General features: G+C 60.5%; 12 protein-coding genes. 6 read left to right on the forward strand and 6 right to left on the reverse strand.

The annotated features are described in order from the left end of the window. Positions 1-32 precede the first annotated feature (32 nt). From GBK02_RS07120 to GBK02_RS07145, 6 genes are all read left to right on the forward strand, one after another. A complete protein-coding gene (locus tag GBK02_RS07120; protein WP_203469034.1) occupies positions 33-3,032 on the forward strand; it encodes an HD domain-containing phosphohydrolase in 3,000 nt (999 codons plus the stop codon). Positions 3,033-3,188: 156 nt separating this feature from the next. Then, a complete protein-coding gene (locus tag GBK02_RS07125) occupies positions 3,189-6,506 on the forward strand; it encodes a DUF2126 domain-containing protein (protein WP_203469035.1) in 3,318 nt (1,105 codons plus the stop codon). A 78-nt stretch (positions 6,507-6,584) separates the two neighbouring features. Beyond that, positions 6,585-9,104: a circularly permuted type 2 ATP-grasp protein gene (locus tag GBK02_RS07130; protein WP_203469036.1), complete on the forward strand. Its 2,520-nt coding sequence runs from the start codon at positions 6,585-6,587 to the stop codon at positions 9,102-9,104. 2 nt (positions 9,105-9,106) lie between these two features. Then, entirely contained in the window at positions 9,107-10,060 is a 954-nt protein-coding gene (locus GBK02_RS07135) for a transglutaminase family protein (RefSeq protein ID WP_203469037.1), read from the forward strand. Next, positions 10,060-11,280, forward strand: a complete 1,221-nt coding sequence (locus GBK02_RS07140; protein ID WP_203469038.1) for a TIGR03862 family flavoprotein — start codon at positions 10,060-10,062, stop codon at positions 11,278-11,280. Before GBK02_RS07135 ends, GBK02_RS07140 begins: the two co-directional genes overlap by 1 nt. A 7-nt stretch (positions 11,281-11,287) precedes the next feature. Then, positions 11,288-12,196, forward strand: a complete 909-nt coding sequence (locus GBK02_RS07145) for a response regulator (RefSeq protein WP_203469039.1) — start codon at positions 11,288-11,290, stop codon at positions 12,194-12,196. Here the strand turns inward: GBK02_RS07145 and GBK02_RS07150 are convergent. The 6 genes from GBK02_RS07150 to GBK02_RS07175 all read right to left on the reverse strand — a co-directional run bounded on the left by GBK02_RS07150 (position 12,163) and on the right by GBK02_RS07175 (position 24,105). Further along, positions 12,163-13,821 carry a bacteriohemerythrin gene (locus GBK02_RS07150; protein ID WP_203469040.1) on the reverse strand — a complete coding sequence of 553 codons (1,659 nt, stop codon included), beginning with the start codon at positions 13,819-13,821 and terminating at the stop codon, positions 12,163-12,165. The two genes, GBK02_RS07145 and GBK02_RS07150, sit on opposite strands and share 34 nt — an antisense overlap. Next, positions 13,812-17,129: an ATP-binding protein gene (locus GBK02_RS07155; protein ID WP_203469041.1), complete on the reverse strand. Its 3,318-nt coding sequence runs from the start codon at positions 17,127-17,129 to the stop codon at positions 13,812-13,814. The genes GBK02_RS07150 and GBK02_RS07155 overlap by 10 nt, the downstream gene beginning before the upstream one ends. Beyond that, positions 17,126-20,761 carry a PAS domain S-box protein gene (locus tag GBK02_RS07160; protein ID WP_203469042.1) on the reverse strand — a complete coding sequence of 1,212 codons (3,636 nt, stop codon included), beginning with the start codon at positions 20,759-20,761 and terminating at the stop codon, positions 17,126-17,128. Before GBK02_RS07160 ends, GBK02_RS07155 begins: the two co-directional genes overlap by 4 nt. A 30-nt stretch (positions 20,762-20,791) precedes the next feature. Continuing rightward, the gene (locus GBK02_RS07165) at positions 20,792-21,877 is read right to left on the reverse strand and encodes a two-component system response regulator (protein WP_203469043.1); all 1,086 of its coding nucleotides are present in this window, start codon (positions 21,875-21,877) and stop codon (positions 20,792-20,794) included. A 117-nt stretch (positions 21,878-21,994) separates the two neighbouring features. Continuing rightward, positions 21,995-22,864: a ribosome small subunit-dependent GTPase A gene (rsgA, locus tag GBK02_RS07170; protein ID WP_203469044.1), complete on the reverse strand. Its 870-nt coding sequence runs from the start codon at positions 22,862-22,864 to the stop codon at positions 21,995-21,997. After that, entirely contained in the window at positions 22,861-24,105 is a 1,245-nt protein-coding gene (locus tag GBK02_RS07175; RefSeq protein WP_203469045.1) for a M48 family metallopeptidase, read from the reverse strand. Before GBK02_RS07175 ends, rsgA begins: the two co-directional genes overlap by 4 nt.

Here is a 24,105-nt window from a genome sequence, read left to right on the forward strand (position 1 = left end):
TGCTTGATTTCTGCCGCGAGAAAAAATCAAAAGTGTCGATCCTGTCGCGATTCAACATCAGTTTCCAAAATTGGGTTCTAGGCACGACAACATTGCTTGTCGGCTTGTTGACCGCGGCATTCCTGGTCACCCTGGTCGGCAGTTTTTCGCATATCTCCGAGGAAAACGCAGTCACGCAGTTTTCCCTGATCGCCCGGCAGGCGTCGATGCAACTGGAAACCTTGTTGAACAACAATGCCCGCTTCGTCGCCACTCAGGCCCGTGCCGACCTCGATCAGTTCGTGACGCACGGCCAGCTCAACCAGCGGGATATGGTGTCAACCTTCATCAGTTCGCTGGAGGCCGATACCAGTCTTTACTCGCACCATTTCGGCCTGGCCAACGATGAATTCCTGCAAGTCATCGCCATGCGCGACGAGGCGCGTATCCGCCAGGCAGTCGGCGCTCCTGAACAGGCAGCTTTTGCGGTCCGGCGCATCACGCGCAGCGTGCAGGGCGGGCGTCAGGAAAACTGGCAATTCCTGGATGCCAACCGCCGCTACCTGTCACGGCGCGAGGCCGTGGCCACTTTTCTGCCAACTGCGCGTCCGTGGTACAACGGCGCCTTGCAGCGAGGCAGCATTGCGCTGACCGAGCCCTATCTTTTTGCCTCGACCGGTCAGTTGGGGATCACCGTCTCGACGCCCTTGCCGGAAAAGGCTGGCGTGCTGGCCACCGATCTCAGCCTGGATTCCTTGCAGGGCTTTCTTTCCCGCCTGAGCCTTTCGCCCAATGCGGCCATCCTGATGCAGGACAGTGCCGGGCGCTTGCTTGCCTTTCATGGTAAGGGCGAACGGTTCTCCGCACTTTCCCCGGCTGCCTTGAGTCTGCCGGACAGCCTTGGCAGTCCCTATCTCGGTTTTCTGCAGAGCGGCATCAGCCTGGGTGGGGCATCGGTCATGCGTCTGGGCGAGGGGCGTGCCAACGAAAAATTCGTGGTCACCGAATATCGCTCCGAGGTTCTTGGGGGGCAGGCGTTCAGGGTGGTCGTCCTGGCGCCGCTGAGCGATTTTTCCGAGCCGTTCATGCGGGCCGAACGCAATGTGCTGATCGTTTCCGGGCTGTTGCTGATTCTACTGTTGCCACTTTCCCTGATCGGTTCGCGGCAGGTGTCCCGTTCCCTGGTGGCCATGGCCGGCGATTCGGAACGGATCAAGCGGCTTGATTTCTCCGGCCAGCCGCACCAGCCGGATACCTTCCTCTACGAAATACAGGCGCTTGGCGAAGCGCAGGTGGTGATGCAGGAGGCGATCCGGCGACGCACGACCGCCCTGGAGCAGGCGCAAAACAAGCTGGCCAGCCTGGTTGATAACGGTTTGCTGCTTTCCAGGGAGCAGGACCGCACCGTCCTGCTCAAGCACATCCTGTTCGGTGCGCGCGATATCGCCCACTGTGCTGCGGCGACCTTGTACCTTAAAACCGAGCAGAACACGCTGCGTTTTGCCTTGCGGACCAGCGACGACGAACTGCCGGCGCAGGAAATTCCGCTCTTTGATCCGCTCAGCGGGGCGCCGAACGAACACTACGTCGTCACCCACGCCGCCTTGCGCAACCAGACGGTGATCATTGACGATGTCTACGCCGAAACCCGGTTCGACCTGAGCGGTACCCGGCGATTCAGCGAGGATTCCGGATTCCGCACGGTTTCGATGTTGACCGTGCCATTGTCGCCGCGCGAAGGCGAGGTGATCGGCCTGATCCAGTTGCTCAATGCGCTTGATCCGGAAACCGGCGAGGTGATCCCGTTCCATCCCGACATCGTCGGCTATGTCGAGGCCCTGGCTGCCCAATCGGCCGTCGCGCTGGAAAACCAGAATTTGCTGGAGGCGCAGAAAGTCCTGATGGACTCGCTGATCAAGATCATCGCCGGAGCAATCGACGCCAAGAGTGCTTATACCGGCGGGCATTGCGAACGAGTGCCCGAACTGGCCGTGATGCTGGCCGAAGCGGCATGCGAGGCGACGACCGGCAGCCTGGCCGAGTTCAGCTTCAAGACGGATGACGAGTGGCGTGAGTTCAGAATCGGTGCCTGGCTGCACGATTGCGGCAAGGTGACGACGCCGGAATTCGTGGTCGACAAAGCCACCAAGCTGGAAACGATCTACAACCGGATTCACGAAATTCGTACCCGCTTCGAGGTGCTGCTGCGCGATGCCCGGATTGCGCAACTCGAAGCGCTGCAGGCCGGTTGTCCGGAAAACCGGGCAGCGGCCGAGTTTGCTGAGCGCAAACAGCAATTGCTCGATGATTTCGCCTTCGTTGCCGAATGCAATGTCGGCGGCGAATTCATGGCTGCGGAGCGCGTCGACCGCATCAAACAGATCGGCGCCCGGCATTGGGTGCGCCATTTCGATGACCGCCTCGGTCTGAGCAACGATGAACTGATGCGCTATGCCGAACTGGCGCCTGTCGCAACGCCGGCCGTCGAAACCTTGCTGGCCGACAAGCCGTGGCATGTCGTGCCGCGGCTGCGTGGTGCACAGTTCGACGCCAGGCACGGTTTCCAGGTGACCGTGCCGGAAAATCTTTACAACTTCGGCGAGCTTTACAACCTGGCCATCGGCAAGGGAACGCTGACCGAAGAAGAGCGCTTCAAAATCAACGAACACATCATGCAGACGATCGTCATGCTCGATCAGATGCCTTTCCCGAAACATCTGCGCCGTGTTCCGGAATATGCCGGGACGCACCATGAAACGATGATTGGCACCGGTTATCCGCGTCGGCTGGATGCCGGAAGCCTGTCGATTCCGTCGCGCATCATGGCGATTGCCGATATTTTTGAGGCGTTGACCGCGTCGGACCGGCCCTACAAGAAGGGCAAGACCTTGTCCGAGGCGATCAAGATTCTTTCCTTCTTCAAGAAAGACCGGCACATCGACCCGGAGCTGTTCGATCTTTTCCTGACCTCCGGCGCCTACCGGCTTTATGGCCAGCGCTTCCTCAAGCCGGAGCAGGTGGACGACGTCGATATTTCCCGCTTCATCGGCTGATCACCGGATGGCAGGGCGCCCGTGTTTGGTGCGCTGCTCGGTAAAATGCTCCTTGGATTGGTGCGGAACCTGATTTAGGCTCAATTAAATCAGTGGCTTATGGGCTGGTTCGTGTCTTGCTTTGAGGGAGGTAATCCATCTCTCCGGAGCAAGCCCGTGTCGATCCACGTCGCCCTGAATCACGTCACTCACTACACTTACGACCGCCTGGTCAATCTGGGTCCGCAAATCATTCGTCTGCGCCCCTGCCCGCATTCGCGCAGCCGGATCTTGTCGTATTCGCTGAAAATCGGGCCGGAAACGCATTTCATCAACTGGCAGCAGGATCCGCAGGGCAATTACCTGGCTCGCCTGGTTTTTCCGGAAAAAACGAAGGAATTCCGGATTGAGGTTGATCTGGTCGCCGAAATGTCGGTGATCAACCCCTTCGACTTCTTCCTCGAGCCGCACGCCGAACACATTCCCTTTGCTTACGAGGACTGGCAGCGTCACGAGCTGACGCCTTATCTCTACAAACTGCCGGCAACGCCCTTGTTCAAGAAATACGTGGACAGCATTGCGCTCGAAAAAACGCCGAGCGTCGATTTTCTGGTCGCCCTCAATGCCCGTGTCCAGGCCGACATCGGCTACACCATCCGTCTCGAACCCGGCGTCCAGACGCCGGAAGAGTCGCTGACCAAGCGGACCGGATCGTGTCGTGATTCAGCCTGGTTGCTGGTCCAGATACTGCGCCACCTCGGCCTGGCGGCGCGTTTCGTTTCGGGTTATTTGATCCAGTTGACCGCGGACGTCAAATCGCTTGATGGGCCGAGCGGGCCGGAAGCCGATTTCACCGACCTGCACGCCTGGTGCGAGGTTTATTTGCCGGGCGCCGGCTGGGTCGGTCTTGATCCGACATCCGGTCTGTTTGCCGGTGAAGGCCATATCCCGCTCGCCTGTACCCCCGAACCGGCCTCGGCTGCCCCGGTGACCGGCGGCATCGACAAATGCGAAACCGAATTCGAGCATCGCATGCAGGTGACTCGCATCTGGGAAGCGCCACGCGTCACCAAGCCTTATTCCGATGAACAATGGGTCGAGATCGAGGGGCTGGGCCACCGGATCGACGAAAAACTGCAGGCCATGGATGTCCGCCTGACGCAGGGGGGCGAGCCGACCTTTGTCGCGGTCGACGACCCGGATGGCGAAGAATGGAATACGGCGGCGATGGGCCCGACCAAGCGTTTGCTGGCGGCCGACCTGTTCCACCGTCTGCGCGAAAAATATGCGCCGTACGGCCTGATGCATTTCGGCCAGGGCAAGTGGTATCCCGGCGAACAACTGCCGCGCTGGAGCCTGTCCTGCTTCTGGCGGACCGACGGCGAGCCGCTGTGGAACAAGCCGACGCTCTACGCCAGCGAAAAACTCGATTACGGTGCGACCAGCGCCCATTCGGTGCAGTTCATGCGCCGTGTGGCCGAAAAGCTCGAACTCGATCCGCAGCATGTTTTCCCGACCTTCGAGGACAGTTACTACTACCTGTGGCGCGAGCGCCGCTTGCCGGGCAACGTCGATCCCTTCGATTCGCGGTTGGACGATGCGCTGGAGCGCGAACGGCTGATGAAGGTGTTTACCCAGGGCCTGACGCACACCGTCGGCCACGTTTTTCCGATCATGAAGAATACGGCTGGCCAGTGGCAGACCGGGCCGTGGTTCCTGCGTGCCGAGCGTTGCTATCTGCATCCGGGCGATTCGCCGATGGGTTATCGCCTGCCGCTCGATTCGCAACCGTGGGCAACGCAGGGCGATTATCCCTACGTTAATCCGGTCGACTCGAGCCAGCCGCTGGCCCCGCTGCGCAGCCATGCCGAGATTCGCCGTCAGTTCGGTGCGGCGGCGCAGCGCGTCGTTCCGGGCAACGCCACCGTTTCAGGCAAGGGGCGAGCCAGCGACAGCCGGCCGGGTTTCAAGGAATCGGCCGGCTGGATCACGCGTCTGGCGATGTGTGCCGAGGCACGCAATGGCCGGCTTTACATCTTCATGCCGCCAACCGGCTGCCTTGAGGATTATCTGGAATTGCTCGCGGCCGTCGAGTCGACCGCGGAAGACCTCGCCATGCCGGTCATCATCGAAGGTTACGAGCCGCCGTCCGACCCGCGCCTGACCAATTTCCGCGTCACGCCCGACCCCGGCGTGATCGAAGTGAATATTCATCCCTCACGCAACTGGGACCAACTGGTCGAGCAAACGACGCACCTGTACGACGCGGCGCACCATTCGCGGCTGACCAGCGAGAAATTCATGGTCGATGGACGCCACACCGGCACCGGCGGCGGCAATCACTTCGTGCTCGGTGGTGCGACACCGAACGATTCGCCTTTCCTCCGCCGGCCGGATCTGCTCAAGAGCCTGATCGCCTACTGGCACAACCATCCCAGCCTTTCATACCTGTTCTCCGGCCTGTTCATCGGCCCGACCAGCCAGGCACCGCGTCTCGACGAAGCGCGCAACGACAGTCTTTACGAACTGGAAATCGCCTTCAAGCAAATTCCGCCGGCTGGCCAAAATGTGCCGCCCTGGCTGGTCGACCGCATCCTGCGCAATCTGCTGACCGATGTGACCGGCAATACGCACCGTTCCGAATTTTGCATCGACAAGCTCTTCTCGCCGGACGGCCCGACCGGTCGCCTCGGCCTGCTTGAACTGCGCGCCTTCGAAATGCCGCCGCACGCCCGCATGTCGCTGGCCCAGCAGTTGCTGCTTCGCGCCATGATCGCCCGTTTCTGGGAAACGCCTTACGAGCCGGCCCGCCTGGCGCGCTGGGGCACCGAGTTGCATGATCGTTTCATGCTGCCGCATTACGCCGAGCAGGATTTCCGTGATGTGATGGAAGAAATGAGCGCCGCCGGCTATCCCTTCAAGGCCGAATGGTTTGCGCCGCATTTTGAATTCCGTTTCCCGAAATACGGCGATTTCGCCGTCAAGGGCATCGAGTTCGAGTTGCGTCACGCGCTCGAACCCTGGCATGTCATGGGCGAGGAGGGCGCACCGGGCGGTACCGTGCGCTACGTCGATTCTTCGGTCGAGCGCGTCCAGGTCAAACTGCGCGGCTTGCCGCCTGACCGTTACCAGCTGACCTGCAACGGCGTCGCCGTGCCACTCCAGCCGACCGGCATCAACGGCGAGTTCGTCGCCGGGGTCCGCTACCGGGCCTGGCAGCCGGCGTCGTGCCTGCATCCGACGATTGGCGTGCATGTGCCGCTGGTTTTCGATCTGGTCGATACCTGGATGCAGCGTTCGCTCGGCGGTTGCCAGTACCATGTGGCGCATCCCGGGGGGCGAAATTTTGATACTTTCCCGGTCAACGCCTTCGAAGCTGAAAGTCGCCGCCTGGCCCGCTTCTTCCGTTTTGGGCATAGCCCCGGGCGGATGCAGGTCCGGGCGCCGGAGCACAGCGCCGAGCACCCGTTTACGCTAGACTTGCGCCGTTTCTAATCCCCCGAATGCGGGTTGCGGCCTCAAGCGCCGCAGCATAGGGCCATCAAGGCCCGCCCGCACTGCTTCCCAGGCTGCATGGCCCGCACACTCCTCGCCATTTACCCGCACAACGCCCGCCGCTACGATGAAATGCTCACGGCGGAGGGCGAGGTGCGTCCGCACTGGCAGCAGTTTTTCTCGCATCTGGACGGGATTGCGCCGGATGACATGCATCGCCGCCTCGATTTCGTCGACCGGCGGATTCAGGAAAATGGCGTTACTTACAACGTTTACGCCGATCCGTCCGGGGCGGATCGCCCCTGGGCGCTCGACCCGCTGCCGCTGATCATTCCGCCGGACGAATGGGCCGAAATTTCGGCTGCCGTCGCACAACGGGCCACCTTGCTCAATGCCATGCTGGCCGATCTCTACGGCCCGCAGCGTTTGCTCAACGAAGGCATGCTGCCGCCGGCGCTGATTTACGGCCAGCACGGTTATCTCTGGCCGTGCCAGGGCATCAAGCCGCCGGGCGACGTCTGGCTGCACCAGTATGCGGTTGATCTGGCGCGCTCGCCGGATGGCAAGTGGTGGGTCATTGCCGACCGCACGCAAGCGCCTTCCGGTGCCGGCTATGCGCTGGAAAACCGGCTGGTCGTCTCGCATGTTTTCCCGGAAATGTTCCGCGACCTGCGCGTCCAGCATCTGGCCGATTTTTTCCACGACCAGCAGGATGGCCTGACGGCGCTTGCCCCGGTCGACGGCGACGAACAGCCGCATATCGTTTTGTTGACGCCGGGGCCGTACAACGAAACCTATTTCGAACACGCCTACCTGGCCCGTTATCTTGGTTTCCCGCTGGTCGAGGGGCAGGATCTGACGGTGCGTGGCGACACGCTGTATCTCAAGACGCTGCGTGGCTTGAAGCGCGTGCACGTCGTGCTGCGCCGGCAGGATGACGATTATTGCGACCCGCTTGAGCTGCGCGGCGGTTCGGCACTGGGCATTCCCGGTTTGCTCAACGTCGCCCGTGCCGGCCGCGTCGTCATCGCCAATGCCCTGGGCAGCGGCTTGCTGGCTTCGGGGGCGCTGATGGGCTTTCTGCCGGCGATCTGCCGCAAGCTGCTCGGCGAGGAACTGGCCATGCCCTCCGTCGCCACCTGGTGGTGCGGTGAAAAACCGGCCCTCGAATATGTTCGCGAGAATTTCGACGACCTGGTCATCAAGCCGACCTACCCGACGCAGCGCATGGACCCGATTTTTGGCCATGAACTGAAGGGCAAGGAGCGCGAAGAAATGTTGCGCCGCATCGAAGCCCGGCCGCATGCCTACGTCGCCCAGGAAATGGTCAATCTGTCACAGGGGCCGACCTGGAGCCGTTCGCACGAACGTCGTCTGCTGGCCCGCCCGGTCGGCCTGCGCGTCTATGCTGTCGCTTCACCGGATGGTTACTCGGTGATGCCAGGTGGTCTGGCACGGGTTGCAACCGGGGCCAATGCCCGGATCATCTCGATGCAGCGCGGTGGCGCCTCGAAGGATGCCTGGGTGCTGACCGACGGCCCGGTCAGCGAATTTACCCTGCTCAAGCCGTCGCTGGGTGTGCGCGATCTGGTCCGGGCCGGGGCCAACCTGACCTCGCGCGTGGTCGAAAACCTGTTCTGGCTCGGTCGTTATTCCGAACGTTTCGATGACAGCGCACGGATGCTGCGGGTTGCGCTGAGCCGTGTGGTTGAAGCTGGTGGCGCCAAAACCCCCGCAGTTGCTTCAGCCATGGAACTGGCCCTGCATCTCGGTATCCTGCCCAGCCCGGAAGAGGACGAAAAGGCGCGCGAAGGCAGCGAACATGTGCTGCTTGAAGCGATTTACGACCCGAACCAGCCGGGCAGCCTGGCCGGCAATATCCGCAGCCTGATGTGGTCGGCGACCCATGTGCGCGAATGTCTGTCGCTCGATCACTGGCATTCGCTGAATCGTCTGCAGCGCGAGCAACAGGCCGCGCTCAAGGCGCATCCGACCTTGACCGAGGCAATCGCCTTCCTTGATCGCGTGCTTGGTGTTTCCTCCTCGCTGACCGGCTTCGCGATGGATAACATGACGCGCGATGACGGCTGGCGTTTCCTGATTATCGGCCGTCGCCTCGAACGCTTGTCCTTCCTGTGCAACGGCCTGGCGCATTTCCTGCGCATGCAGTCGAGCCGCGGGCCGGGCAGCCTGGAATGGTTGCTTGAACTGACCGATTCGATCATCACCTACCGTTCGCGTTATTCGCGTCTGCCGGAGTTGTTGCCGGTGCTCGATCTGCTGGTTTTCGACGACAGCAATCCGCACGGCGTTGTCTTCCAGGCCAGCGTACTGGCCCGCTATCTCGATCGGATGGCCCGCGAACTGGATGAAAGGAGCGAAAGCCGCCTGCCCGAAATGCTTGAGCGACTTCGTGCCTTCGATCTTGAACGCCTTGAGCAACAGCCGTTCAGCCAATGCCGCAGCGGCTCGCCTTGCGATGAGCTGGCCGACCTGCTGCAGGAACTCGATGCGGCTGCCGTTCAATTGTCCGACTGGCTGGGCCGTCACTACTTTACCCATGTCGGCGATGTCAGCCGACAGACCATGGCACTGTGAGCATGGCAGATTCACCCGTCCGCTATCATGTCCTGCACGAGACAAGTTACGACTACGGCAGCCCGGTATCGTTGTCGCAGCAGCAACTGCATCTTTCGCCCCGCATCCTTGACTGGCAGCAGATCGTGGAGCAGCGCATCGAGATCGATCCACCGCCCAACTGGCGGCGGGATGGCCTGGATGCTTTTGGCAACCCGGTGAGCTGGATTGCCTTTCATGCCCCGCATGAAAACTTGTGCATCCGTTCGTCGATGCGTGTGGCCGTCACACCGCACCGGCCCGAGGCTCTTGAGCAATCGGTCGAGTGGGAGACCTTGCGCGATCGCCTGGCTTACGATGCGACCGAGCCGGACCCGGATGATATTGCGGCGACGCGTTTCCTGTTCGAAAGCGCCCATGTCCGCATCAAGCATGAACTGGCCGAGTACGCGGCCGATTGTTTTCCGCCGGACAGGCCGGTGCTGGTCGGGGCCGAAGCCCTGATGGCCAAGATTTTCCGCGAATTCAAGTTCGATCCCGAGGCAACGACGGTGTCCACGCCGGTCATGGAAGTGCTGGAAAAAAAACGCGGCGTCTGCCAGGATTTTGCCCATCTGATGATTGCTTGCCTGCGCGCCCTGGGTTTGCCGGCACGTTATGTCAGCGGCTATCTGCTGACCCGCCCGCCCCCCGGCAAGCCGCGCCTGATCGGTGCCGATGCCTCGCATGCCTGGGTTTCGGTCTATGCGCCGGGTTTTCCCGGCAACTGGGTCGATTTCGATCCGACTAACAACCTGCTGCCGGATACCGAGCACATCACCATCGCCATCGGCCGTGATTTTGGCGACATTTCGCCTTTGCGCGGCATCATTCTCGGTGGCGGCGGGGCCGAGCCGGAAGTAGCCGTCACGGTGATTCCGCTCGACGAAGAAGCGTTGCCGGACAACCTTGCCGAAATCGTCAAGGAGGCCGAATAATGCGCCGCGTTGCCATTATCGGCGGCGGCCCGGCCGGCCTGATGGCGGCCGAGGTGCTGGCCGATGCTGCGGTCGACGGGCTGGAAATTGCCGTTTTCGATGCCATGCCTTCCGTCGGCCGGAAGTTCCTGATGGCTGGCAAGGGCGGGATGAATATCACGCATGCCGAAGCGCTGCCGGATTTTGTCCGTCGTTACGGCACTCGCCAGCAGGAGATTGCCCGCCTGCTCGATGCGTTCAATCCGCAGGCGCTGCGTGAGTGGATTCATGGCCTCGGCATCGATACTTTCGTCGGTACCTCGGGGCGGGTTTTTCCTACCGAAATGAAGGCCGCGCCGTTGTTGCGTGCCTGGCTGCATCGACTGCGCCTGGCGGGTATCCATTTCCATGTCCGGCATCGCTGGCAGGGCTGGACGGCGGATGGTGCGCTACGTTTTTCGACACCCGATGGCGAGCGCGATGTCGTTGCCGATGCGGTGATCCTGGCGCTGGGCGGCGGCAGTTGGGCCAAGCTCGGCTCCGATGGCGCCTGGCTGCCGTTGCTGGCTGCACGCGACGTCGATATCGCGCCATTGCGCCCGAGCAATTGCGGCTTCGATGTCGCCTGGAGCGATCATTTCAGCCGTCGTTTTGCCGGCCAGCCGGTCAAGCCGGTCGTCGCTTCGGTGGCTGCCTGTACCCAGCAGGGCGAGTTCAACATCACGGCCAGTGGTATTGAAGGCGGCTTGATCTATGCCCTCTCGGCGCCGCTGCGCGATGCGCTGGAGCGGGATGGGCAGGCGATCCTGTATCTCGACCTGGCCCCCGGGCGTTCGCTTGAACGTTTGAGCGCCGAACTGTCGCGTCCGCAGGGCCGTGATTCGCTGGCCAACCATCTGCGCCGCAGGATCGGGCTGGAAGGGGTCAAGGCCGGGCTGCTGCGCGAATTGCTGCCAGCCGAGGCGTTGACCGTGCCAAACCTGCTGGCTGCCGGCATCAAGGCCCTGCCTGTGCCGGTCACGGCGACGCGGCCGATTGACGAAGCGATCAGTACAGCGGGTGGTGTGCGTTTCGAAGGCTTGGACGAAAAACTGATGCTCCGCCAGATGCCCGGTGTCTTTTGCGCTGGTGAAATGCTCGACTGGGAAGCGCCGACCGGGGGGTATCTGCTGACCGCCTGCCTGGCCAGCGGCCGACAGGCCGGTCTGGGCATGGCTGACTGGTTGCAGGGAAGGTGCTGAACAAAGCATGCCGATGACGCCGCCTTGCATTCTGGTTGTCGATGATGAACCGGTCAGCCGGGAAATCCTGGTCGATAATCTGCAGGACAGCGGCTACATCGTGGCCGATGCCGGGAGTGGCGCGGCAGCATGGCAGTTGATCGACGCTTGTCCGGGGCGCTTCAGTGCCATCCTGCTGGACCGCATGATGCCCGACATGGATGGCATCGAGATCTTGCGTCGCCTCAAGCTGCGGCCGGACATGATGCATGTGCCGGTCATCATGCAGACCGCCATGGGCAGCGAAAGCGATGTGCTCGATGGCTTGCAGGCGGGGGCTTACTATTACCTGATCAAGCCGTTTTCAGCCTTCACGCTGCTGGCTATCGTGGCTGCTGCAACGCGCGATTACCGGGGCTATCAGGCCTTGACCGAGCAGGTCATGGCCCAGGACCGGAGGCTGGCCGGCCTGATCGAAGGACGCTTTGCCTTTCGCACGCCGGAAGAGGCGCGCAATCTGGCCGCGCTGGTTGCCAATGCAGCCCCCGAGCCGGCCCGCGTCGCGCTGGGTTTGTCGGAACTGATGGATAACGCCATCGAGCATGGCAATCTGGCGATTGGTTATGTCGGTAAATCAGCGCTGATCGACAGTGGTGACCTGAATGCCGAAATCCGGCGCCGCCTGGCCTTGCCGGCTTACCGCGACCGTGTCGCCGAGCTGCAAATCAGTCGCAGTGAACAGGCCTTGCATTTCCTGATTCGCGATCAGGGCGCCGGTTTTGACTGGCGGCCTTATCTTGAAATGAGTCCTGAGCGTGTTTTCGATACGCACGGGCGCGGTATTGCCATGTCGGCCATGGTCAGCTTTGACCAGCTCGATTATCGCGGTTGCGGCAACGAGGTTCAGGCGTCTGTCCGGTTGCCCTTGTCGACTTGATCGTTTGGCAGTTTTGCCAGGATCGACCGGATGACGAGCAGGGCGCCATCAAAGGCATAGCGTTTGATTTCCCCTTCCAGACGGACGGCATCGCTACCCAGCGCTGGGTGAAACTGATCCGCCATGTCGCGCCACAATGTCAGTGCCTGGATGTCGTCTTCCGCCAGCAGTCGTTCAAGGCGCCGTAGTGCTTCGTTGATGCGTTGCCAGTGGATCGTGGCCGGAGCGGACACCTCGGATGACTGGTCGGGCGCTTTGCTGTCCGGCGAAGTGGCGGCAGCGGCTACCACGGTCAACTCGATTTCAAACCAGAAAATGCTGCCTTCGCCGAGTGTGCTGCTGACCCCGATTTCTCCGCCCATCATGTCGCTCAGGCGTTTGCAGATGGCTAGCCCGAGGCCGGTTCCGCCATGCTTTCGGCGCGATGAGACGTCGCCTTGCTCAAATGGCTGGAACAGGCGTTCCTGGAATTCCTCGGCAATACCACTGCCGCTATCGCGTACGGCAAAGTGCAGTAGCGTGCGATCCGGCCGATGCCCCGGTTTTTGCTGGAGACTGAGCGTGACTTCGCCCTGATTCGTGAATTTGATGGCGTTGCTGACGAAGTTGCCGATGATCTGACCAATCCGGATCGGGTCGCCATGCAAGAGCAGCGGCAGCTTTTCCGGTAGCTTGACCTGGAAGGCGATGCCTTTCTGGAGGGCTCGACCTTTGTGGTCGGCAATCAGCTGCTCGATCATCCGGTGAGGCGAAAAATCGAGCGTTTCCAGTTTCAGTTGCTCGGATTCGATGCGTGAAATATCCAGCAGATCATTGATGACGCTGAGCAGTTGCTGCGTTGCGCCGCTCATTTGCTGGAGCTTTTCACGCTGCTCCGGATCGATGATTTTTTCGTGCAGTATCCAGCCGAGGCTGACGATGCTGTTCATCGGCGTACGGATTTCGTGCGACAGATTGGCGATGAAGCGGCTTTTTGCCCGATTGGCTGCTTCGGCTGCATCACGGGCAATTTCCAGCTCGTGCGTGCGCTGGCTGACCAGTTCGGCCAGATGTTCGCGGTGCTCGCGCAGTTCGTGATTCAGCTCCAGCAGGCTGCGATTCTGTTCGGTCATCAAGGCGTAGAGATCGACCAGCGCCTGGGTGAGCGCCTCCTGCTTCGGATCGTTACGATAGCCTTCGGCGCTGTCGTAGGCGTCGACCGGTTTCATGCCTCTGCTGATGGCATGAATCTGGCGGGCCATGGCCTGATCTTCGCCCAGAATATGGAAGACCAGCCAGTTGGCCAGGAAGCTGAGCAGCTTGCCGCCGGTGATTTCTTCGCCGCGTTGGTACATTTCCTTCATGGCGGCCACCGTGGTGGCGAATTCCCCGTGCGATTTCAGGTGATGCTGGTGGTGCCGCGGGTCGATGCCGTGTTGCGCCATCAGTTCATGTTCGTTCTGGAAATGATAGATCGCGTAATGCGTCAGTTCGGCGAGCAGCGATTCGGCCTTGTCGGGGTTGCGGGCATAGGACAGTGCCAGAACCGGCGCGCTTTGATTGATCAGGCGAACCAGATGCTGGTGTTGTTCGTCGACGATGGAAATGCCGGTAACAAAGTGGGCATTCCAGTTCATCAGTGCCATGTCGTTGCTTCCTCTGCCAGTTCCGGGTGTGCCGCCAGATAGTGTTTGAAGATTTTCAGGGCAGCCGGGAAGTCAAATGTTTCGAGATGATCAATCATTCGTGCGTAATCCTTGCCGAGCAGGCTGCGCAGTTGCGATTCGTTGTCGCGGGCGAGTTCGATGCTGCGGATATTGTCTTCGGCCAGCAGGGTGCCGATCTGCCGGAGGACCGCCAATGCGCTTTCCGGGTTCTGGTCGGTTGTTTTCGGGACGATGGGCGATTGTCCGAGAACGCCGGCCAGCGCTTCGCGCTGCGCGGCATGCCGGACGCTCAGCTCAGCAAACAGCGTCTCCAGTTTTTCCAACGGTTCTTCGTGACGTACCGCCTGTTCCAGCTCGGCTGCCGCCTGTCGGGTGTCGCTCAGCCCGAGTGCGGCTGCCGCCCCTTTCAGCGTATGCGCCTGGTGACGTACGGCCGGGTAATCGCCGTTGTCGAGTGCCTGGCGAATGGCGCGGTCTACATCCGTGTGATGTTGCAGATAGTGTTCGAGCAGCTTGACGTATTTGTCCGGCTTGCCATTCAGCGATGCGAGGCCTGTGACTGTATCGAAACCGGGCAGGGCGGCCAGTTGGCTGACAATTTTCTCGGGGCCGCTGGCGACGTGGACTTCAAGCAGCGGGGCGGCCGCAGCTGCCGGTTGGCGTACTTCTGTGGCCGGCAGCCAGCGCAGCAGCAGATCGTGCAGTGCCGCCGGTTCGACCGGCTTGGCCAGGTGATCGACCATGCCGGCGGCGAGACAGGCCAGCCGGTCTTCGGCAAAGGCATTGGCGGTCATGGCGACGATTGTTGCGGTCGACCGTCCGGGCAGGGCCAGAATGGTTCGTGCCGCTTCCAGTCCGTTCATCACCGGCATCTGAATATCCATCAGGATCAGGTCGTAATCGGTTTCACTGGCCATGGCGACGGCTTGCTGACCATCTTCGGCCAGATCGGCGATCAGGCCGGCATGGGCCAGCATGTCGAGCGCCACTTCCTGGTTCAGCGGGTTGTCTTCGGCCAGCAGGATGCGTGCGGTGCTGCGCGTTTCGCGAATCTCGGCTTCGCAATCATTGTTGGCCGTGGTGTTCCGGGCAATCAAGGCATGTTTGGCAAGCTGCAGGCGGAGTGTGACCCAGAAGGTGCTGCCTTCGCCAGGCGTGCTGTCAACGCCTGCTTCACCGCCCATTTTCTGGGCCAGCCGACGGCAAATCGCCAGACCCAGCCCGGTGCCGCCGAAGTGGCGTGTCGTTGAGTCGTCGGCCTGCTCGAAGGGTTTGAACAGGCGCGGTCGGATGGTCGCCGGAATGCCGACGCCGGTGTCCTCAACTTCGCAGCGCAGCATGATTTCGCTGTCCTGTCGGCTGACGACACGAACCCGCAAGCGAACGTGGCCGCGTTCGGTAAATTTGACGGCATTGGTCAGGAAATTGAGCAGAATCTGTTGCACCCGCAGCGGATCGCCATGCAAGCCGGGCGGCAAATCGGGGGAGATTTCGGCAATCAAGGCGAGCCCTTTGTCGCGCGCCTTGAATTCGACCATCTTCAGTGTTTCATCGATGACTTGCTGGGTCGAGAAATCGGTTTCTTCAAGCTCCAGTTTCTCGGCTTCGATTTTCGAGATATCGAGAATGTCATTGATCACGCTGAGCAGATGGCGCGCAGCCTCGGTGATCCGGCCCAGCCTTTCCTGTTGGTGAGGGTCGTCCGAGTCGCGCAGCATCAGGTGCGTCAGTCCGATCACGGCATTGAGCGGCGTTCTGATCTCGTGGCTCATGTTGGCCAGGAAGGAACTCTTGGCCCGGCTGGCCCGTTCGGCGTGCTCCTTGGCAATGGCCAGTTCGTAAGTCCGCTCGTCGACCATGGCTTCGAGACGGCGCCGATAATGTTCCAGCTCGGCTTGTGCCAGACGGCGTTCGGTGACGTCGGCGGTAAAGGCGAGGATGTGTGCCGTACCGGCAATGTCGATCAAGGATGCGGAAATTTCGACATGGTGAATCTTGCCGTAATGGTCTTTCCAGATGCTTTCATGATTGATCACACGTCCATCGGGGCCGAGCGAATCGAGAAAATCCTGGCGAATTTCAGTGTTTGGCCAGAGGCCGACGTCCATCGAGGTCAGACCGATCATTTCGCTTCTTCGCCAGCCGAAGTTGCTCAGGAAATTATCGTTGGCATCGACAATCCGACCATCGCCAAGCCGCGTGATCGAGGCGCAGAGCGGGCTTGAGTTGAAGGCAACCTGGAAACGCTGGTGCTCGGCCCGGGTTGCTGCCTCGGTTTCAAACAGCATCCGGTAGCGGCGTAGACCGCGGGTCTGGTACATGAAGGCCGTGGCGATGATGGCAGTGAGCAGCAGGCCGGCAGTCAGTGCAATGATCAGGCGCGAGGCGTATTGCCACTCGGCCAGCGCCTCATCCCGGGCGATCTTGGCGACCATGTACCAACTGGTGTCAGGAACCGGCTGGATTGAGGCCAGTACTGGGCTGCCTTCGTGATCGATGCCTTCGACAATGCCGCGAATGCCGCCGAATACGGCCATCACGGAGGGAATATCCTGACGGCTGTCGGGCAGCCTGAGACGCAGGGCGGAGCCGCTGCGTTGGCGCAACTCATTGAGAAACAGCACATGGTCGCCGTCGCGCCTGACCAGCAGCGTTTCCGCGCTTGGGCTGGGGTGCGGCCATGCGTTCAATATCGGAAACAGATGGACGCTGGGGTCGATCTGCATCAACAGCGTACCGACCCGGCGTGCCGAATTGCCCTGTCCCGACTGCAGCGGAACAACCACGTCGGCATGCACCTGACCGTTATCCGGGGCAATGTGCAGGTCGCTCAGTGTGGCGTGATGAATGTGGTGGGAAACTTCCAGGACCAGGTGAATGCTGTCGGGAATGGCGATATTCCGCGCATTCAGGCTGAGCCGTGCTTCGCCGTTGGCGTCGAGTAGCAGGATATCGCTGTAACGATAGTTGTTCTTGAGCGACGTCATGTGGCGGCGCAGGCTGTCGGCATTGGTTTTGCCTTGCAGGAAGGCGTCGACCGCAGCAATGAAATATTCGCTTTCGGTCAAGACCTGGCCATCGGCGATGCGTTCATTGCGCCAGTTGGTAATCTGCTCTGATTTGAGTTCGCTGATGGCCTGCAACTGGGCGCCGACCTGGTGCAACTGGTATTGACGTTCGGCCTGGTAAAGCAGGATGCCGCCGATCAGCAGAAAGCTGCAAATGGCGAACAGTGCCGGCAGTGCCCAGCGTCCGATTGGAACGGAGTCGATTGTGTTCTTGGTCAAGCGTTTTTCCCCGTGATTTCGTCAAGCAGCGCCAGGGCTGCTTCGAAATCGAAGGCCGAAACCTTTTCTTCGAACAGGCGAAAACGTGGGCCGAACAGCGCCCGCAGCGTTTCGGTCTGATGCTCGATCAACTCCTGGGCGCTCATTTCCCCTTCGTGCAGTTGCTTGCGCAGATCGGCCAGCAGACGGGCATGGTGCTGCGGCAGGGCCTGTTCAGGGTCGGGCAGGGCGGCCGTGTCGAGCAGGGCATGCAACTGCTGGCTGAGCGTGCCGTAGAGTTGTTCGGTGTTTTTGAGCAGGACTTCGGTGGCGGATATTTCAACTTTGTCGCGAATCGCCATTTCGAGTTGGGCGGCGATTTTCTGTACCTCAGCAGCCCCCAGTGCGCCGGCGGCTCCCTTCAGGGAATGTGCCAACCGGCGTGCTTCATCGATGTTGTTATCGCGTAGATGCTGGCGAATCAGATCGAAATCGCCCGTATGGTTTCTGGCAAATTTGCCGAGTAGCCGCTCGTAACTGGCAACCCGGCCACGTACGGCATTCAGGCCGAAAGCGTAGTCAAGACCAGGAATCTCGGCCAGGGTGGCGGGTGCAAAGACGACGGCTGCGCTGCTCGCTTCCGGGGGCGGCGGGGTGAGGTCGGTTGAGAGCCAGTGGGCCAGTGCAGCAAACAATACATCCGGATTGACCGGCTTCGGAATGTGGTCGTTCATGCCTGCGGCGAGACAGGTGTTTCGATCGTCGTCGAAGGCATTGGCGGTCATGGCCAGAATCGGAATGCGGCGACCGACCGGTAGCTGGCGAATGTGGCGTGTCGCGGTGATGCCGTCCATGACCGGCATTTGCATGTCCATCAGGATCAGGTCGTAGTCGTTTTTCCCCACCATTTCGACGGCTTCTGCCCCGTTGACCGCGAGATCGGCTTGCAGGCCGACGCTGCGCAGCAGGTCGAGGGCGACCTCCTGATTGATCGGGTTGTCCTCGGCCAGCAGGATGCGGGATTGCCGGAAGTGGTCGGCCAGAATCTGGTCGGCATCGTCCATCAAGGCGGGCAGGCTTTCTTGCTGCCCGGATTGCCCGCACTGCAGTCGAACGGTGAACCAGAACGTACTGCCTCGACCGGCACGACTGTTCAGGCCGGTTTCACCGCCCATCAACTCTGCCAGCCGCCGGGCAATGGCCAGGCCGAGGCCGGTACCGCCAAAGCGTCGTGTTGTCGAGCTGTCTGCCTGCTCGAAGGCATCGAAAATGCGAGCTTGGTGGGCATCGGGAATACCGATCCCGGTGTCGCTGACGGCAAAGCGGACGAGCAAGTCGTTGCCTGTCTGCGAAACCAGGCTGATGCTCAGCGAAATGCTCCCGCGCTCGGTGAATTTGATCGCATTGGTCAGGTAGTTGAGCAGTATCTGGCGAATTCGCAGGGGGTCGCCGAACAAGACTTCGGGCAAGGCTGGATCGATCGTTTTGGTGAATTCGAGACCGCGCGACTGCAAGCGATCGATGATCATCTGGGTGCTGTGGTCGACGATCTGGTTGAGGCTGAAATGAAGTGGTTCGAGTTCGAGCTTGCCGGCTTCGATTTTTGAAATATCGAGAATCTGGTTGATGATCGTCAGCAAGTGGCGCGCCGCATCGCTGACCTTGTTGAGGCGATGTAGCTGGTTCTTGTCCTGCGTGTTGCGTTCGGCCAGATGCGTCAGGCCGATGATGGCATTCATCGGTGTGCGGATTTCGTGGCTCATGTTGGCCAGGAACGTGGTTTTTGCCTGGCTGGCTTGTTCGGCGGCTTCCTTTGCGGCGGCCAGCTCCGCAGTGCGTTCGCTGACCAGCATTTCAAGGTGATTGCGATGATTTTCCAGTTCCTGCTGGTTCTGCTTTTGAACCGTGATGTCCTGCCAGATCGAGCTGATCATCGGCTTGCCGCCAACATCGACGACCGCGACGCCGATTCGGGCGATCTGAATGCTGCCATCCTTGCGCATATGGTGATTTTCAAAGACCTGCCGGCCATGAACGATGATTTCTTTCAGGTAGCCGCGCACGGCTGCTTCATCGAGGTCCACTTGAATGTCGAGCAGATTCTTGCCGGCAAACTCTTCCCGGGTATAGCCCAGGCTGCGCGTCGCCGATTCGTTGATTTCGAGGAATTCCAGCGTTTCCGGATCGATCAGGCAAATGCCGTCCGGTGCGTGCGTCACAATGCTGCGATACAGTTCTTCGCGTTCGCGCAGGGCTTCTTCGGCCGCCCGGCGCTCGGAAATATCATCGATATAAACAACCAGATGCGGTACGCCTTCCATGTCGACCATTTCGGCCGACAGGCTGATCAGGCGTTTGCGTCCGTCACGGCCGATGCCGACACTGTCAAAATTGAGCACACGCTTGTCGCGGCGGAGAATTTCCACCATTTTGCGGCGCTCTTCCGGGCTACCCCAGAGGCCCGCTTCCGTGGTCGTCTTGCCGAGCAGTTCTTCACGTGTCCAGCCATATTCGCGCAGCAGGCGTTCATTGACATCGACCAGCTTGCCGTCGCTCATGCGCGTGATGCATGAAGCCACCGGTGCTGCACGAAAGGCAGTGGCCAGTCGTTTCTGCAAATCGGAAACGGCAGCTTCGGCGCGCTTGCGTTCGGAAATGTCGAGAATGAAGGCAAGGACGTAGGGCGTATTACTCAGGGTGACGATTTCGGCAGAAATGCTGACAAAAATCACGCGGCCATCGGTCCTTAACCATTCGGTCTGGTAATCCTGTATCCGGCCGCTTGCTTTCAGCGCTGTACGGCAGTGATTGCGCTCTTCTGCGTTGTGCCAGAGATTGAGTTCGGGGGCGCTGCGGCCGATCAGTGCGTCGCTCTTGCAGCCGATCAGGTCGGCGTAGCGCGTATTGACTTCAAGATAGATTCCTTCTTCCACCGTGCTCAGCGAAACAGCCGCCGGGCTGGCGTTGAAGGCAACTTCAAAGCGCTCCTGCAACTCGCGCATCTGGGTCATGTTGCGGCCGATGCCGAGAACGCCGACCAGGCGACCTTCGCCATCGCGCATCGGCGCTTTGGTCGTATTGAGCAATTCGCGATGGCCGTCGCAGGCAAAGCTGACCCATTCTTCATTGCTGCGCGGGCCGTTGGCATGCAGCGCGGCCTGATCGTTGGCGCGGAAAAACTCGGCCAGTTCGCGGTCGACGAAGTCAAAATCGGTTTTTCCGATAATGCTCGCCTCGTCGGCGCCGAAGAATTGTTCGAAGCGCTTGTTGCAGCTGAGATAAATCCCGTCAGGATCTTTCAGCCAGATCAAATCGGGCAGGGTGTCGAGCAGGGTGCGCAGTTGGGCTCGTTCGGCATCGAGTTCCTCGGCAGCACGGTCGGCCAGCTCGCGGGCGGCCAGTTCGCCTTGCTGGCGGCGTTCGCTGCGCCCGAGCAGGCGCCGGATCAGCAGGACAAGCAGGCTTGCCGTGATGGCGATGAAAAGCCAGCCTTTCAAGATGTTGACCAGGACGTGCTGCTTGGGATCGGGGAACAGTTGTTCGGCCAGTTGATCCGAAATGAGGATCCAGAGCGCAGAAAAGACGACGTAAGGCACGACGACCAGCAATATCTCGCCGGTTGTGTTCGATCCCTTGAGCGGGCGTTCGTTCATCGTCACGTATCCCTTGCTCGTCCGGCGGGTTTATTCCGCGTAGGTGTTGGCGATCATCGTGAATTTCTCGAATTCCTGATTGAATGCGGTCACGATATCAGGATCGAAATGCTTGCCGCTGCCTTCAAGAATGATTTGACGTGCCTGTTCGTAAGGCATGGGCGGCTTGTAGACGCGCTGGCAGATGAGGGCGTCGAATACGTCGGCGAGGGCCATCAGTCTTGCCGCAATGGGAATCCTGTCGCCGGAAAGCCCTTCCGGGTAGCCGCTGCCGTCCCATTTTTCATGATGGAAATGCGCAATTTCCTTGGCGATGGCAAGAAATTCAACGGGCTTTTCCGCATCCTTTTCTGCTTGGGCAATGGCATTGCTCCCCAGAATTGCATGCGTTTTCATGATTTCCCATTCTTCCGGCGTCAGCTTGCCCGGTTTGAGCAACACATGATCGGGAATTCCGACTTTGCCGATGTCGTGCAGAGGCGCTGACTTGGCGAGCGCATCAATCGTCCGGTCGTCGAGGTAGCCGGCAAAGCGCGGGTGGTATTTGAGGCTGTTGGCCAGGGTACGAACGTATTCCTGGGTTCGGCGCAGGTGATTGCCGGTTTCCGGGTCGCGCGTTTCGGCCAGTCGGGCCAGGGCGTGGATGCTGACTTGCTGGATCAGCTGGTTTTCACCCATCCGGCGCGAGACTTCGGCTTCGAGAAAACTGTTCTGGTCTTTCAGGAAATCGCGCGCCTGCTTGAGTTCAAGGTGGGTCCTGATGCGTGCCAGCACGATGGCCGGGCGCAGCGGCTTGGTGATGTAGTCGACGGCGCCGCAGGCCAGTCCGTGTTCCTCATCCTCGGTCGCATCCATCGCGGTGACGAAAATGACCGGAATGTGGCGGGTTTCGGGGTCGGTGCGCAGTGCTGCAAGTACATCGTAGCCATCCATTTCCGGCATCATCACATCCAGCAGGATGAGGTCCGGTTGTGGCGTGCCGTGGGCAATCTGGAGTGCCCGCCGGCCAGAGTTGGCGGCACGGACGCGGTAGGCCGGTTGCAACAGCTCACCGAGAACGCTGAGATTCTCCGGTGTGTCATCGACAATCAGTACGGTCGGCTGCCTGGCGGCCATGTGTTTTCTCCAGTCATGCCAAGAGTGGCGACTTTGTCAGAATTATCACCTTGAACTGCCAATATTGCTACTGATCGAAGTTGCTTTATCTTTGCGCTGATGATTTGCCAGATATTTTCAGCTTGGGCGTAGTGTTCCCATCAGCCGGTGATAAACCGCAAAGCGTCTTTCGTTGATTTTTCCGGCGTTGACCGCGGCAGTCAGGGCGCAATCGGGTTCGCGGTTGTGCTGGCAGTCGCGGAAGCGGCACTGGCCGAGGAAGGGCCGAAATTCGCGGAAGGCATATTCGATGTCCTGGCGATCCAGGTGGCCCAGGCCGAATTCCTGCAGGCCGGGGGAGTCGATCAGGTGGCTTTCGCTGTCGAGGTGGTAAAGCGTGGCGTGCGTTGTCGTGTGTTTGCCGGAATCCAGCGCCAGCGAAATTTCACGGGTTGCGGCGTTGGCTTCCGGGACCAGTGCGTTGACCAGTGTCGATTTGCCCATACCGGACTGGCCAACCAGCACGCTGGTGACGCCGTGCAGCGACGGCCGGAGATCTTCGGCGTGTGCCAGGGCTGAGAGTTCGAGAATGGGGTAGCCGATCTCGGCAAATATTTTCAGGCGCTCACGGGCGGCCGGGAGCTTGTCGCTCAGATCGCACTTGTTGAGGACGATGAGCGGGCGAATTTCTTCACTCTCGGCGGCCAGAAGCGCCCGTGTCAGCAACTCGTCGGAAAAAGCCGGTTCGGTCGCCACGACGACCACCAGTTGATCGACATTGGCGGCGATCAGCTTCTGTTTGTGCTCGTTCGAGCGGTGCAGCAGGCTGGAGCGAGGCTGGATGCCTTCGATGACGCCTTGATTGTCGGAGGTGCGCTCGATATCGAGCCGGTCGCCGCAGACGACTTCACTTTTCTTGCCGCGCGGCACGCAGGGCAGGCGTGTGCCATCGGGTAGTTCGACCACGTACTGGCGGCCATGGGCGGCAATGACGCGACCTTCCATCATTGTGCGGCTCCCTGCAGGTGGGCGATGCGCTGGGCGGCTGGTGGGTGCGAATCATAGAACAGCGAGTGCAGCGGATCGGGCGTCAGTGTCGAGGCATTGTCTTCGTACAGTTTGACCAGCGCCCGGACCAGGTCGCCGGCACTGGCGTGTTCGGCGGCGTAGGCATCAGCCTCGAATTCGTTGCGGCGCGACAGGTAGCTGCCGAGCGGGGCCAGCGGAAAGGTGAAGACCGGGATGATGAGAAAGAACAGGACCAGCGCCAGCGCCGTGTTCTGGGCAGGTACGCCGAGGCCGTTATAAAACCAGGTGGCGTCGATCAGTTGTCCGAGCAGCCAGAGGAAGCCGAGCGAGACGGCAAACATCAGCACGATGCGCTGGAGGATGTGGCGTTTGCGAAAGTGGCCCAGTTCGTGGGCTAGAACGGCTTCGACCTCGGTCGGTGCAAGACGCGACAGCAGGGTGTCGAAGAAGACAATGCGCTTGTTGTTGCCGAACCCGGTGAAGTAGGCGTTGCCGTGGCTTGAGCGTTTCGAGCCGTCCATCACGAACAGGCCGCTCGAGCGAAAGCCGCAACGGGCCAGCAGAGCTTCGATCCGGGTTTTCATCTCACCCTCTTCGAGTGGCGAGAATTTATTGAACAGCGGCGCGATCCAGGTCGGGTAGATGAACATGATCAGCAGGTTGAAAGCGGACCAGAAGAGCCAGACGTAAAACCACCAGGCGTTGCCCATGGCGGTCATCAGCCAGAGTACGGCCAGGATGACCGGCGTGCCGATCAGCAGGCCGATCAGGCTTTGCTTGAGCAGGTCGGAGAAAAACAGGCCGAGGCTCATCCGGTTGAAGCCGTGGCGGGCTTCGATGATGAACTGGCGATAAAGCGAAAATGGCAGGTCGATGATTGCCGAGACAAACATGACGCTGAAAATGATGGCCAGTCCGTAGCTCAGGCCATCCAGCCGGATCGTCCAGAAATCGTGCAGCCATGCCAGTCCGCCGCCCAGTGTCAGGGCGAGGAGCAGGGCTGCATCGACCAGCGTGGTCTGCAAACTGAATTTGCTGCGGTCGACGGTGTAATCGGCTGCTTTTTGATGAGCCGGCAGGCTGATGCGTTCGGCAAATTCACCCGGTACATTGGTGCGGTGGGCGCTGACAAAGCGGATGTGACGCAGGGTCAGCCACAGGCGGGCCGACAGGGTCAGCGTGAAGGCGGCAAGAAACAGGAGGGTAAATTGGGATGTCAC

Origin of the sequence: Dechloromonas sp. TW-R-39-2 (assembly GCF_016864195.1) — a bacterium.
Classification (GTDB): domain Bacteria; phylum Pseudomonadota; class Gammaproteobacteria; order Burkholderiales; family Rhodocyclaceae; genus Azonexus.

Bases quoted from the DNA above. Each gene is read 5' to 3' on its own strand.
- rsgA (WP_203469044.1), bottom strand. From the start codon at position 22,864: ATGATGGAAGGTCGCGTCATTGCCGCCCATGGCCGCCAGTACGTGGTC.
- GBK02_RS07145 (WP_203469039.1), top strand. From the start codon at position 11,288: ATGCCGATGACGCCGCCTTGCATTCTGGTTGTCGATGATGAACCGGTC.
- GBK02_RS07135 (WP_203469037.1), top strand. From the start codon at position 9,107: ATGGCAGATTCACCCGTCCGCTATCATGTCCTGCACGAGACAAGTTAC.
- GBK02_RS07165 (WP_203469043.1), bottom strand. From the start codon at position 21,877: ATGGCCGCCAGGCAGCCGACCGTACTGATTGTCGATGACACACCGGAG.
- GBK02_RS07130 (WP_203469036.1), top strand. From the start codon at position 6,585: ATGGCCCGCACACTCCTCGCCATTTACCCGCACAACGCCCGCCGCTAC.
- GBK02_RS07150 (WP_203469040.1), bottom strand. From the start codon at position 13,821: ATGGCACTGATGAACTGGAATGCCCACTTTGTTACCGGCATTTCCATC.
- GBK02_RS07140 (WP_203469038.1), top strand. From the start codon at position 10,060: ATGCGCCGCGTTGCCATTATCGGCGGCGGCCCGGCCGGCCTGATGGCG.
- GBK02_RS07160 (WP_203469042.1), bottom strand. From the start codon at position 20,761: ATGAACGAACGCCCGCTCAAGGGATCGAACACAACCGGCGAGATATTG.